The following is a 12,954-nucleotide window of genomic DNA, read 5'->3' on the forward strand; positions in this document are numbered from 1 at the left end:
GATCGTCGCGGTAGCTGACACCTGTTCCGGGAAGGACCGGGCACAGTGACGCTCGTCATCGATGGCGTCTCCGTACGCCGGCGCGGGGAGATCTGGCTCGACGACATCCACCTGGAGTCATCCGGTGGCATGACGACGCTCCTCGGGCCGATGACCGCGGGGAAGACCACGCTGATGCGGGTGGTGGCCGGGCTGCTGCCGCCGGACGCCGGGCGGGTGGTGGTCAACGGCGAGGACGTCACCGGCGTGTCGGTGCGCAAGCGGTCGGTGGCCTTCGTCTACCAGCAGTTCATCAACTACCCGTCGCTGACCGTCTACGAGAACATCGCCTCCCCGCTGCGCCTGGCCGCGGAGTTCCCCAAAGGCGAGGTGGACCGGCGGGTGCGCGAGGTCGCGGAGCTGATGGGCATCGGCGAGCTGCTCGGCCGCCGTCCCGGCGAGCTGTCGGGCGGCCAGCAGCAGCGCACCGCGATCGCCAGGGCCCTGGCCCGGCCGGTGGACGTGCTGCTGCTCGACGAGCCGCTCGCCAACCTGGACTTCAAGCTGCGCGAGCAGTTACGCGCCGACCTCAAGCGGATGTTCAGGGACTCCCCCGGCGTGGTGCTGTACGCGACGGCGGACCCGAACGAGGCACTGTCCTTCGCCGCGCCCGCGGTGGTGCTGGGCGAGGGCCGGGTGCGGCACCGGGGCGATCCGGCGGACCTGTACGCCGGGCCGCCGACGCTGGAGGTGGCCGCGACGCTCAGCGACCCGCCGCTGAACCTGCTGCCCGGCCTGGTGCGCGACGGCCGGATCGAGTGCCTGGGCGCCTCGTTCCCCGCGCCGGGCCTGACCGGGCCGGACCGGCGGGTGGTGGTGGCGGTGCGCCCGCACCAGGTGGGCATCGAACGGGCCGGCCCCGGGATGCTGGAGTTCCCGGCCGAGATCAGGCTGGCGGAGGTGACGGGCAGCGCCACGTTCGTCCACCTGCTGCTGGAGGGCGGGACGCACCTGGTGGCGCATCTGGCGGGCACGCACCCGTACGAGCCGGGAGAGCCGGCGGTGGCGTACGTGGATCCGGCGCGGGTGTTCGTGTTCGGCGAGGACGGCGCGCGGCTGCATGCCCCGCTGGGGGCGGAGGTCCGCCCGCATGGCTGAGATCCGCCTGGAAGGCGTGGCGCACAGTTACGACGGCGGCGGCACGTGGGCGCTGAAGCCGATGACGTGGACCTGGCGGACCGGCCGGGCGTACGCGCTGCTCGGGCCGAGCGGGTGCGGCAAGACGACGCTGCTCAACATCGTCAGCGGGCTGCTGACGCCGACGCGGGGACGGATCTGGTTCGACGACCGCGAGGTGACCGGGGTGCCGCCGGCGGGGCGGAACATCGCGCAGGTCTTCCAGTTCCCGGTGCTGTACGACCAGATGTCGGTCTACGACAACCTGGCCTTCCCGCTGCGCAACCGCGGGTACCCGAAGCAGGAGGTGGACCGGCGGGTGCGCCGGGTGTCGGGCCTGCTCGGGCTGGACGAGCACCTGCGCCGCCGGTCGCGGCGGCTGGACGCGGGCCGCCAGCAGATCGTGGCGCTGGGCCGCGGCCTGGTCCGCCCGGAGGTGGCCGCGGTGCTGCTGGACGAGCCGCTGACCGTGGTGGACCCGGCCATGAAGTGGACGCTGCGCAGCAAGCTCAAGGAGATCCACCGCGACACCGGGCACACGCTGGTCTACGTCACCCACGACCAGACGGAGGCGCTGACGTTCGCCGACGAGGTGGTGGTGCTCAACGACGGCGAGATCGTGCAGGCCGGCGAGCCGGGCGAGCTGTTCCTGTCGCCCGCGCACGAGTTCGTCGGCCATTTCATCGGCTCGCCCGGCATGAACGTGCTGGACGGGTCGGTGGCCGGCGGGCTGGTGCTGGTGGGCGACGCCGCGGTCGGCCGGGCGTCCGGCGACCTGCCGCCGGGGCCGGTGCGGATCGGGGTGCGGCCGGAGTTCGTGCGGCTCACAAGTGAGGAGGCGCCACCCGGTATCGCCGCCCGGGTGACCGGGATCGACCGGATGGGCGCGTACGACCTGGTGCACGCCCAGGTGAACGGGCACCCGCTGGTCGCCCGCACGGACGCGGCGGCCGTGCGCGAGCCGGGCTCCGTGACGTTCCTGCGTTTCGCGGAGGGCCGGGCGTTCCTGTTCAGGGACGCGGTCCGGTGCGGGGTGGTCGAGCCGCTGGCGGGGAGTGCCCCGTGACGGCCACCCTCCCCTCGCGGCGGACGGAGCCGGCCGCCGAGGACCGGGCCCAGGGCAAGCGGCGCGCCAACCGGGCCTGGTTCCTGGTGCTGCCGGTGGTGGTGTCGGTCGCGTTCACCGCCGTCATCCCGCTGATGACGGTCGTGAACTACTCGGTGCAGGACATCTTCAGCCCGGACGACCGGCTCTTCGTCGGCCTGGAGTGGTTCCGGTCGGTGGCGCGCGACCCTGAGGTGCGGGCCGCGTTCGTCCGCACGCTGCTGTTCTCGGCGCAGGTGCTGCTGCTGGAGATCCCGCTGGGCGTGGCGGTGGCGGTGGTGATGCCGCGTCGCGGCCTCGGCGTGCCGGCGGCGCTGGTGCTGGTCGCGCTGCCGCTGCTCATCCCGTGGAACGTGGTGGGCACGATCTGGCAGATCTTCGCCCGGCCGGACATCGGGCTCGGCGGCTGGGCCGTCAACAACGTGCTCGGCCTGGACTACAACTACACGCTGGACGCCGGCGACGCGTGGATCACCGTGCTCGTCATGGACGTGTGGCACTGGACGCCGCTGGTGGCGCTGCTGGCGTACGCGGGGCTGCGGTCGATCCCCGACCCGTACTTCCAGGCGGCGCAGATCGACGGCGCGTCGGCGTGGGCGACGTTCCGGCACATCCAGCTGCCGCGGCTGCGCGGGGTGCTGACGATCGCGATCCTGCTGCGGTTCATGGACAGCTTCATGATCTACACCGAGCCGTTCGTGGTGACCGGGGGCGGGCCGGGGAACGCGACCTCTTTCCTCAGCGTCCTGCTGTCGAAGATCGCGGTCGGGCAGTTCGACCTGGGGCCGGCGGGGGCGTTCTCGCTGCTGTACTTCCTGGCCGTGCAGATCGTCTGCTACGTGTTCTTCACCGTGCTGACCAGGACCGGGAGGTGAGCACGGTGCGGAGGCTGCCGTGGGCGCGGACGGTGTTCTGGCTGTACGGGATCACGCTGATGCTCCCGCTGCTGTGGATGTTCGGCATGTCGATCCGCCCGAACCAGGACATCCTCGGCAGCTTCCGGCTCATCCCGGAGCGGGTGACGTTCGACAACTACGTCACGTTCTTCACCGACCCGGTGTGGTACTCCAGCTATCTCAACTCGATCGTCTACACGTCCATGAACGCGGTCATGTCGCTCGTCATCGCGCTGCCGGCCGCGTACGCGTTCTCCCGGTTCAGGTTCGCCGGGGACAAGCACCTGTTCTTCTGGCTGCTGACGAACAGGATGGCGCCGCCCGCGGTGTTCCTGCTGCCGTTCTTCCAGATCTACCAGGCGGTCGGGCTGTTCGACACCCATCTGGGCGTGGCCATCGCGCACATGCTGTTCAACGTGCCGCTCGCGGTGTGGATCCTGGAGGGCTTCATGTCCGGGATCCCGCGCGAGATCGACGAGACGGCCGCGATCGACGGCTACTCGCTGCCCCGGTTCTTCGTCAGGATCTTCCTGCCGATGATCCGGTCGGCGATCGGCGTCACGCTGTTCTTCTGCTTCATGTTCAGCTGGGTCGAGCTGCTCATCGCGCGCACGATCACGTCGGTGAACGCCAAGCCGATCGCCGCCACCATGACTCGCACGGTGAGCGCGGCGGGCGTCGACTGGGGGCTGCTCGCGGCGGCCGGGGTGCTGACGATCGTGCCGGGCGCGATCGTCATCTGGTTCGTCCGCAACTACATCGCCAAGGGTTTCAGTCTGGGGAGGGTATAGCCGATGCCCGACTGGATGGTGTGGACCGGGCCCACCGCCGCCGTCTTCGTCGGCCTCGGCCTGCTGCTGTGCGGGATGGCGATCTGGGCGAGGATCTCGCCGCCGGTGTCGCGGCGGGGGTTCCTGCGCATCGAGACCGATCGGGGGGACCGGCTGTACATCGGCCTGATCAGCGCGGCCGCCGTGCTCGCCGGGTGGATCGCCGTCACCGATCTGTCCATGTGGCTGGCGCTGGCGGTGGCGTTCCTGGTGGTGCTGGCGATCGGGATGTGGGGCTGACTAAGGAGGCGGCGATGCCGTTCGGCAGGAAGATCCCCAAGAGGAGCACGATCTGCGCGGCCGTGCTCGTCCTGCTGGCCACGGGCTGCTCGCAGGGCGGCGGCTCGGCAGGCGGCGGCGAGTTCAGGGAGGCCGACGCCAAGGCGGCCGCCCAGCGGTGGGTGTCCACCGAGTTCACCCCGAGCACGCTCTCCAAGGAGCAGCAGCTCGCCGAGATGGACTGGTTCATGAAGGCCGCGGCCCCGTACCGCGGCATGGAGATCAACGTGGTGTCGGAGACGATCACCACCCACGAGTACGAGTCGCAGCAACTCGCCAAGGCGTTCTCCGAGATCACCGGGATCAGGCTCAAGCACGACCTGATCCAGGAGGGCGACGTGATCGAGAAGCTGCAGACGCAGATCCAGGGCGGCCAGAACATCTACGACGCCTACGTCAACGACTCCGACCTGATCGGCACCCACGCGCGCGGCGACTACGTGCTGCCGCTGTCGGACTACATCGCCGGGGAGGGCAAGGCGGTCACCTCGCCGACGCTGGACCTGGAGGACTTCATCGGGATCAGCTTCACCACCGGGCCCGACAAGAAGATCTACCAGCTGCCCGACCAGCAGTTCGCGAACCTGTACTGGTTCCGCTACGACTGGTTCACCGACCCGGCCATCAAGAAGCAGTTCAGGGACGCGTACGGCTACGAACTCGGGGTGCCGGTCAACTGGGCCGCGTACGAGGACATCGCCGACTTCTTCACCAGCAAGGTGAACGGTGACGGCACGATCGACGGCCAGAAGGTCTACGGCCACATGGACTACGGGCGCAAGGACCCGTCGCTGGGCTGGCGGTTCACCGACGCGTGGCTGTCGATGGCGGGCAACGGCGACCCGGGCATCCCGAACGGGCTGCCGGTGGACGACTGGGGCATCCGGGTGGAGAACTGCCGCCCGGTCGGCTCGTCCGTCAGCCGCGGCGGCGACACGAACGGGCCCGCCGCCGTGTACGCGCTCACCAAGTACGTCGACTGGCTGAAGAAGTACGCCCCGCGCGAGGCCGCGGGCATGAACTTCAGCGAGGCGGGCCCGGTGCCGGCGCAGGGCAACATCGCCCAGCAGATCTTCTGGTACACGGCCTTCACCGCCGACCTGACCCAGCCGGGGCTGCCGGTGGTGAACGAGGACGGCACGCCCAAGTGGCGGATGGCGCCGAGCCCGCACGGCGCGTACTGGAAGGACGGCCACAAGCTCGGCTACCAGGACGCCGGCTCGTGGACGCTGCTGAAGAGCACCCCGGCCGAGCGCAGGGCGGCGGCCTGGCTGTACGCGCAGTTCGTCACGTCCAAGACGGTGTCGCTGAAGAAGTCGATCGTCGGGCTGACGTTCATCCGCGACACCGACATCCGCAGCGAGTACTTCGAGCAGAACGCGGAGAAGTACGGCGGGCTGATCGAGTTCTACCGCGGCCCGGCGCGCGTGCAGTGGACGCCGACCGGGACGAACGTGCCGGACTACCCGCGGCTGGCGCAGCTGTGGTGGCAGAACGTGGCCACCGCCGTCACGGGCGAGACCACGCCGCAGCAGTCGATGGACAGCCTGGCCAAGCAGCAGGACGACATCCTGTCCCGGCTGGAGCGCCGCGGCTACGGCGGCCAGTGCGCGCCCAAGCTGAACCAGGAAAGGGACGCGCGGTACTGGTTCGACCAGCCGGGCGCGCCCGTGGCGAAGCTCCCGGACGAGCGCGGCAAGCCGGAGACCCTGGACTACGACGAGCTGATCGCCCGCTGGAAGAAGGCGGACTGACGCGCGCGCTGGTGGAGTGGGCGAACCCGACTGTCAGCGGGGTTCCTGCCCGCGCGACATCGATCAGCGAGCGCTTCCTCCAGGTGACCGACTCCGATGGCACCTATCGGTGTCAGGAGGCCGGGACCGGGTGCTCGTCCGCCTGCTTGGGGTCCGGGAGGTCCAGGGTGTCGCGGAGGGTGACGGACTTGAAGAAGAGGGTGGCGATGACGCCCACGACCGAGAGCCCTGCGGAGATGAGGAAGATGTGACCGGTCGCGTCCCCGTACGCGGATCGGACGATCGTCCTGATCGGCTCCGGCAGGGCGGCGATGTCGAGGGTGGCCGCGCCGCCGCTGGCCGAGGCCGGGATGCCGGCCTTGGCCAGCCCCTGGCTGATGCTGGTGGCGACCTGGTTGGCGAGGACGGCGCCGAGGACCGAGACGCCGATGGTGCCGCCGAGCGAGCGGAAGAACGTGATGGCGCCGCTGGCCGCGCCGAGTTCGCGCAGCGGGACGGTGTTCTGGATGGCCAGCACCAGGTTCTGCATCGACATGCCGACGCCCACGCCGACCAGCACCATGGCGGCGCCGATGAGGTACAGCGAGGTCTGGTGGTCCATCGTCGACAGCACCAGGAAGCCCAGGGTGAGCACGATCGAGCCGGTCACGATGTACGGCTTGATCTTGCCGCTCCTGGAGACCATGCGGCCGCTGATCGTGGAGGAGACCAGCACGCCCGCCATCATCGGGATGGTGAGCAGGCCCGCCTCGGTCGGGGTGTAGCCGCGGCCGATCTGGAAGTACTGGCCCAGGAAGACCGAGCCGCCGAACATGGCCATGCCGACCGCGAGGCTGGCCACGATGGCCAGGGCGGGGGTGCGGCGGCGGATGACGTGCAGCGGCACCACGGGCTGGGCGGCCCTGGTCTCCACCCAGGTGGCCAGCGCCAGGAGGACGGCGCCGCCGCCGGCCATGGCCGCGGTCTGCCACGACAGCCAGTCGAAGGAGTTGCCGACGAACGTGATCCAGATGAGCAGCACGCTCACGCCGGCCGCGATGAGGGTGGCCCCGGCGTAGTCGATCTTGACGTTGTCCTGGCGGACGGTGGCGACGTGCAGCGTCTTGTGGAGCAGGCCCAGGGCGACGACGGTGAAGGGCACGGCGATGAAGAAGCACCAGCGCCAGCCGAGCCACGAGGTGTCGGCGATGAGCCCGCCGAGCAGCGGCCCGCCGACGGTGGCCACGGCCATGACGGCGCCGAGGTAGCCGTTGTAGCGGCCGCGCTCCTTGGGGCTGATCATCGCGGCGATCACGACCTGGACCAGGATCTGCAGCGCGCCCATGCCGAGCCCCTGCAGCGCCCGGAAGGCGATGAGCTGCTCGGTGTTCTGGGCGAACCCGCAGGCCAGCGAGGTCACCATGAAGATCACGATGGAGATCTGGAGCAGCAGTTTCTTGCTGAAGAGGTCGGCCAGCCGGCCCCAGATGGGCGTCGACGCGGTGGCGGCCAGCAGGGAGGCGGTGACGACCCAGGTGTACTGCGACTGGGTGCCCTTCAGCGCGCCGATGATCTGGGGCAGCGCGACCGACACGATCGTGCCGCTGATCATGGCGACGAACAGGACCAGCAGCAGCCCGCTGAGGGCTTTCAGCACCTGCCGATGCGTCATCGGCTCGGCAGGTGCTGTCATGGGTGCGCTCACGCGCGACCTCCGTTTCGGATCTCGTGGTGACGACCGGATACTCTACTTCCCATTGAGAAAGTTTGCGCATTGCGCATCTATTCCCGGCGGGTAGAGTGACCGCAAGATGGACACCACGACGCTGGGACTGCGCGAGCGCAAGAAGGCCGAGACCCGGCAGGCCGTGCACGAGGCGGCGCTGCGGCTCGTCGTCGAGCACGGCTTCGACGGCGTGACGGTCGAGGCCATCGCCGACGCCGCCAACATCTCCCGCCGCACCTTCTCCAACTACTTCGCCGGCAAGGAAGACGCCCTCCTGTACGGGGAGGAGGAACGCTTCCGCCGGCTGGTGGCGCTGGTGCAGGAGCAGCCTCCCGGCCACAGCGCGTGGCAGGCCATGCGGGCCACGATCCTGGATCTGTACGAGGAGGTCGGCACCCCCGACCGCGAGTGGGCGATCCGCACCCGGCTGGCCAAGAAGCATCCGGCGCTGCTGGCGCGCCAGCTCGCCAACCACGCCGCACTCGAACGCGAGCTGGCGCAGGCCATCGCCGACCGGCGCGCCCCGGCACGGCCGCGGGTGATGGCGGCGGCCTTCCTCGGGGCGCTGCGCCTGGCGACCTTCCAGTGGATCGAGGAGGAGGAGGCCCGGTCCCTGCTGGAGGTCGGCGAGGAGATCCTGGACGAGGTGGCCAGGCCCTTCACCTGACGGAGCGAGGAAGGGGCGGGACACCACGCCGGTGGCGCCCCGCCCGTTCGTGACCTACGACGTCGCGACGGGTTCGGGGAGCGGGAACGGGCCCGCCGTGGCCGGGATCGGCGGGTCGTCATCCGCCGCGCGGTAGTCACAGGTGAAGACGTGCTCGCCGGGCCCGGCCTGCACCGGGGCCCGCCCCGGCAGATCGACCTCGGCCGTCGTGCCGGGCGGCACCGTCACCTCGACCGTCAGCTCCGTGCCCGCCCGCCGCCACGACACCGCCGCCCGCCCGTACGGGGTGTCGTGCGCGGCGCGGGCGTGGGTGAGGCCGCCGCCCGGCCGCGGCGCGACCCGCAGGCGGCGGTAGCCGGGCGCCGCCGGGGCCAGCCCGGCCACCACGCGGTGCAGGTAGTCGGCCACCGCCCCCAGCGCGTAGTGGTTGAACGAGGTCATCTCCCCCGGGTTGACCGACCCGTCGGGCAGGAGGCTGTCCCACCTCTCCCAGATCGTGGTCGCCCCCATCGTCACCGGGTAGAGCCACGACGGGCACTCCCGCTGCGTCAGCAGGTGGTAGGCCGCGTCGTGGGAGCCCGTCTCCGCGAGGGCGTCGCAGACCAGCGGGGTGCCGACGAACCCGGTGCCGATCCGGTACCCGTCCCTGGCGACCAGCTCCGCCAGCCGCCGCCCGGCCCTCTCCCGCTCGCCGCCGTCGTCGAGCAGTCCGAAGCGGAGGGCGACCGCGTAGGCCGTCTGGCTGTCGCCGACCAGCCGTCCCGACGGCGTGACGTACTCCCGCCGGAACGCCTCCCGCACCTCCCCCGCCAGAGCGGCGTGACGGGCCGCGTCGTCGTCGTGGCCGAGCAGCCCGGCCACCCGTCCCAGGATGGAGGCGGTGGAGAAGTGGTAGGCGGTGGCGATCAGGTAGGGGTCGGTGCGCCCGTCGGCGGGCGCGTCCGGCGGGGCGGACGGGTCGAGCCAGTCGCCGAACTGGAACCCGTCGGACCACACCCGGTCCGGCCCCGCCAGTTCGGCGACCTGGTCCACCCAGGCCCGCATGCTCGGATACTGCCGCCGCAGCAGCTCCAGGTCGCCGGTGCGCTCGTACAGCACCCACGGCACGAGGACCGCCGCGTCTCCCCAGGCGGCGGCCGGCAGCGGCGGGAACTGCACCTGCACCCACGGCACGTAGGGCGGGACCGTGCCCAGCTCGGCCTGCTCGGCGGCGAGGTCGCGCAGCCAGGAGGCGAGCGGGCCCGCGCAGTCGTACAGGAACGCCGCGGCCGGGGCGAACACCTGGATGTCGCCGGTCCAGCCGAGCCGCTCGTCGCGCTGCGGGCAGTCGGTGGGGATGTCGACGAAGTTGCCGCGCATGCTCCACACCACGTTCTCGTGCAGCCGCTCCAGCAGCGGGTCCGAGCAGCCGAACCAGCCGGTGCGGCGCATGTCGGTGTGGCAGACGACGGCGACCACGCCGTCCGGCGGGATCTCCCCCGGCCAGCCGGTCACCTCGGCGTAGCGGAAGCCGTGGATGGTGAAGCGCGGCTCCCACTCCTCGGCCCCGCCGCCGCGCAGGGTGTAGGTGTCGTGCGCGGCCGCGCCGCGCAGCGGGCGCACGGCCGGCGCGCCGTCCTCCAGGACCTCGGCGTGGCGCAGGGAGACGGTGTGCCCGGCGGGACCCTGCACGCGGATGCGCAGCCGGCCCGAGATGTTCTGGCCGAAGTCGAGGATGGTCTCGCCGGACGGCCCGGTCAGGGTGGCGACGGGGGCGAGCGTCTCCACCCGGCGCACCGGCGGGCCGTCGGGGGCCACCAGGAGGGCGGGGTCGTGGTCGAGCACCTCCGCGGGCAGCCAGCCGGAGTCGTCGAACCCGGGCGACGACCAGCCGCCGGGCAGCAGCCGGGCGTCGTGCTTCTCTCCGTCGTACAGGCCGGTCGCGCTGATCGGGCCGGGGGCGGCGCGCCACGAGCCGTCGGTGACGAGCGTCTCGGTGCCGCCGTCGGCGTAGCCGAGTTCGAGCTGGGCGATGAGCGCGGTGCGCGTCCCGTACGTGCTGGTGCTGCCGTCCAGGAAGCCGACGCGGCCCCGGTACCAGCCGTCGGCGAGCATCGCGCCGATCGCGTTGGGGCCGGGCCGCAGCAGGGCCGTGATGTCGTGGGTGCGGTAGCGGAGCCGGTGGCCGTAGCTGGTCCAGCCGGGCGCGAGCACGTCGTCGCCGACGACCTGGCCGTTGATCTCGACCTCGTACAGGCCGTGCGCGGTCACGTACAGGCGGGCCCGCACGGGCCGCTCGCGCAGGTCGAAGCCGCGGCGCAGCAGCGGCGCCGGGCCGTCGGGCGGGCCGGTGAGCGACGGCGGCGGCGCGGCGGCCGCGGCCTGCCAGCGGTCCGCCGTCAGCAGCCCGGTCTCCGCCTCCGACCAGGGGCTCCAGTCGCCGGCCCGGTCGCCGCCGTGCACCCGGACGCGGACGGCGCAGCGTTCGGCGGAGCCGAGCGGTTCGCCTGGCCACGGCACCAGCCGGGACTCGGCCGAGCGCACCAGGTGGCTGGCGGTGCCGCCGCCGGTGCGGATCTCGATCTCGTACGCGTCCTGCGTCCAGGACGGCGGTGCGGCGGTGACGGTCCAGGTCAGGCGTGGCCTGGACTCACCGATGCCGAGGGGCGGCCGGTGCGGGTCGAAGCGGTGGTGCTCGAAACGGGGGGCGTCGACGGTGATGCCGGACGCTCGGGTCATGGTGCTCCTCGTGCGAGTGGGTCAGCCCTTGATCGCGCCGGCGGTCATCCCGGCCACGATCTTGCGGTTGAAGAAGACGAACGCCAGCAGCGGCGGGATCGTGATCAGGACGATGTCCATGAACAGCAGGTTCCACTGGGTGCTGTACTGGCTCTGGAAGTTGTAGAGGGTGAGCTGGACGGTGGCGTTCTCGTCGCCGGGCAGGAAGTAGAGCGGGTTGACGAAGTCGTTGAAGACGGCGACGGACGTGGTGAGGATCACGGTGATGGTCACCGGCCGCATCAACGGGAAGATCACCCGGAAGAACAGCGCCATCCCGGTGCAGCCGTCGATCATCGCGGCCTCGTCCAGCTCGCGCGGGATGGCGGCGATGAACGCCCGGTAGAGCAGCATCGCGAACGACAGGCTGTAGGCGACCTCGACCAGGATGAGCCCAGGCAGCGTCTTGAACAGCCCTATCCCCTGCAGCACCCAGATGGTCGGCACCACGGCCGGCGGGATGATCAGCCCGGACAGCACGAGCAGGTTGACCACGCCGGCCACCCGGCCGGGCCGCCGCTGCAGCACGAACGCGGCCATGGAGGCGAACACCACGAGCAGCGCGACCGAGGTGACCGTGAGGATGGTGCTGTTCACGTACGCGGTCAGCAGCAGGTAGTCGCGGGCGGAGATCACCTCCACCAGGTTCCGCACCACGGGCCAGCTCGTCGGCCAGGCGAAGTCCAGGTCGGCGGCCTGCTTCTCGTCCTTGACCGCGGTGAGCAGCATGAACGAGAAGGGCACCAGGAAGACGGCGGCGGCCACCGCCAGCGCGAGCGTCTCGGCGCCGATCCTGCGCACGGTTGTCCTCACGAGTGGATCTCCCGGCGGTCGAGCAGGCGGACGAGCGGGACCACGATCGCGGTGACGGCGAGGAACAGGATCACGTTCCCGGCCGTGGCCAGGCCGTAGAAGCCCGCCTGATACTGCTTGTAGATGATCGAGGCGATGACGTCGCTGGTGAAGCCGGGACCGCCCCGCGTCATCGTCCAGATCAGGTCGAAGGTGCGCAGGCCGCCGATGAACGACAGGATGATCACCGAGTAGGTGGCGGGCCAGGACAGCGGCAGCGTCACGTGCCGGAACCGGTGCCAGGCGCCGCCCCCGTCGACCTCGACCGCCTGGTAGTAGTCGCGCGGGATCGACATGATCCCCGCGATGTAGATGACGGTGGCCAGGCCCACCCCCTTCCACACGTCGACCAGCGCGACCGACAGCAGCGCGGTCGTGGCGTCGCCGAGCCAGTCGGGGCCGGAGATCCCGACGACGCCCAGCGCCTTGTCGACCAGGCCGGTGTCGGGTTTGAGCAGGACGCTGAAGGTGATGCCGACCGCGACGGTGCTGACCAGCACGGGGAAGAACACGACCGAGCGCAGGAAGCCGCGCAGCCGCAGGTTCGAGGTGAGCAGCACGCCCAGCAACAGGCCGAGCACCACCTTCAGCCCGCTGGTGACCACGGCGTAGACGATCGTGTTCCGGAAGCCGACGCGCAGGTTCTGCTCGGCGAAGAAGTCGCGGAAGTTGTCCAGGCCGACGAACTCGCTGTCGAACAGCGTCCACCGGGTCAGCGCGAAGTAGAACGCCATCACCGTCGGCACCAGGAAGATGACGGTGTAGACGATCCCTGCCGGCAGGTAGAACGCGTACGGGTAGACCGCGCGGGCCCTGGGCCGGGCCGGGCGGCGGCCGCTCTCCGGAGCGGCCGCCCGGCGAGGCTGGGCCGAGGTCACCATCCGGCCAGCCCCAGTTGCCTGGCCTGCTTCTCCACGTCCTTGTCGTACTGGGCCGCGCCTTCCGCCGGCGTGG

At 71.0% G+C, this 12,954-nt stretch carries 11 protein-coding genes; 7 read left to right on the top strand and 4 right to left on the bottom strand.

Going from position 1 to position 12,954, the window contains the following annotated elements; genetic code table 11:
• Nucleotides 1-45: 45 nt before the first annotated feature.
• From KME79_RS20375 to KME79_RS20400, 6 genes are read left to right on the top strand one after another with little or no spacing between them, the layout of a single operon-like run.
• The gene (locus tag KME79_RS20375; RefSeq protein WP_219545765.1) at nucleotides 46-1,137 is read left to right on the top strand and encodes an ABC transporter ATP-binding protein; all 1,092 of its coding nucleotides are present in this window, start codon (nucleotides 46-48) and stop codon (nucleotides 1,135-1,137) included.
• Nucleotides 1,130-2,221, top strand: a complete 1,092-nt coding sequence (locus KME79_RS20380; protein ID WP_219545766.1) for an ABC transporter ATP-binding protein — start codon at nucleotides 1,130-1,132, stop codon at nucleotides 2,219-2,221. The genes KME79_RS20375 and KME79_RS20380 overlap by 8 nt, the downstream gene beginning before the upstream one ends.
• A complete protein-coding gene (locus tag KME79_RS45020; protein WP_219545767.1) occupies nucleotides 2,218-3,135 on the top strand; it encodes a carbohydrate ABC transporter permease in 918 nt (305 codons plus the stop codon). The genes KME79_RS20380 and KME79_RS45020 overlap by 4 nt, the downstream gene beginning before the upstream one ends.
• Entirely contained in the window at nucleotides 3,132-3,947 is an 816-nt protein-coding gene (locus KME79_RS20390) for a carbohydrate ABC transporter permease (RefSeq protein ID WP_219545768.1), read from the top strand. The genes KME79_RS45020 and KME79_RS20390 overlap by 4 nt, the downstream gene beginning before the upstream one ends.
• 3 nt (nucleotides 3,948-3,950) lie before the next feature.
• Entirely contained in the window at nucleotides 3,951-4,226 is a 276-nt protein-coding gene (locus KME79_RS20395) for a DUF2160 domain-containing protein (RefSeq protein ID WP_219545769.1), read from the top strand.
• Between the two features lie 14 nt (nucleotides 4,227-4,240).
• Complete coding sequence (locus KME79_RS20400) at nucleotides 4,241-6,019, top strand: ABC transporter substrate-binding protein (RefSeq protein ID WP_219545770.1); 1,779 nt, start codon at nucleotides 4,241-4,243, stop codon at nucleotides 6,017-6,019.
• Between the two features lie 112 nt (nucleotides 6,020-6,131).
• On the opposite strand, the gene KME79_RS20405 is transcribed toward KME79_RS20400, so the two are convergent.
• The gene (locus KME79_RS20405; protein WP_219545771.1) at nucleotides 6,132-7,691 is read right to left on the bottom strand and encodes an MDR family MFS transporter; all 1,560 of its coding nucleotides are present in this window, start codon (nucleotides 7,689-7,691) and stop codon (nucleotides 6,132-6,134) included.
• Nucleotides 7,692-7,809: 118 nt separating this feature from the next.
• Here KME79_RS20405 and KME79_RS20410 point away from each other — a divergent pair, with 118 nt between their 5' ends.
• On the top strand, nucleotides 7,810-8,391 hold the full coding sequence (locus KME79_RS20410; RefSeq protein ID WP_219545772.1) for a TetR family transcriptional regulator: 582 nt from the start codon (nucleotides 7,810-7,812) through the stop codon (nucleotides 8,389-8,391).
• A gap of 54 nt (nucleotides 8,392-8,445) precedes the next feature.
• Here KME79_RS20410 and KME79_RS20415 read toward each other — a convergent pair whose 3' ends face one another.
• The 3 genes from KME79_RS20415 to KME79_RS20425 are packed head-to-tail and all read right to left on the bottom strand — an operon-like array spanning nucleotide 8,446 to nucleotide 12,881.
• Nucleotides 8,446-11,109 carry a family 78 glycoside hydrolase catalytic domain gene (locus KME79_RS20415; protein ID WP_219545773.1) on the bottom strand — a complete coding sequence of 888 codons (2,664 nt, stop codon included), beginning with the start codon at nucleotides 11,107-11,109 and terminating at the stop codon, nucleotides 8,446-8,448.
• Between the two features lie 21 nt (nucleotides 11,110-11,130).
• Nucleotides 11,131-11,961, bottom strand: coding sequence for a carbohydrate ABC transporter permease (locus KME79_RS20420; protein WP_219545774.1), 831 nt, complete (start codon nucleotides 11,959-11,961; stop codon nucleotides 11,131-11,133).
• Nucleotides 11,958-12,881, bottom strand: coding sequence for a carbohydrate ABC transporter permease (locus tag KME79_RS20425; RefSeq protein WP_219545775.1), 924 nt, complete (start codon nucleotides 12,879-12,881; stop codon nucleotides 11,958-11,960). Before KME79_RS20425 ends, KME79_RS20420 begins: the two co-directional genes overlap by 4 nt.
• Nucleotides 12,882-12,954 lie beyond the last annotated feature (73 nt).

Origin of the sequence: Nonomuraea harbinensis (assembly GCF_019396385.1) — a bacterium.
Classification (GTDB): Bacteria; Actinomycetota; Actinomycetes; order Streptosporangiales; family Streptosporangiaceae; genus Nonomuraea; species Nonomuraea ferruginea.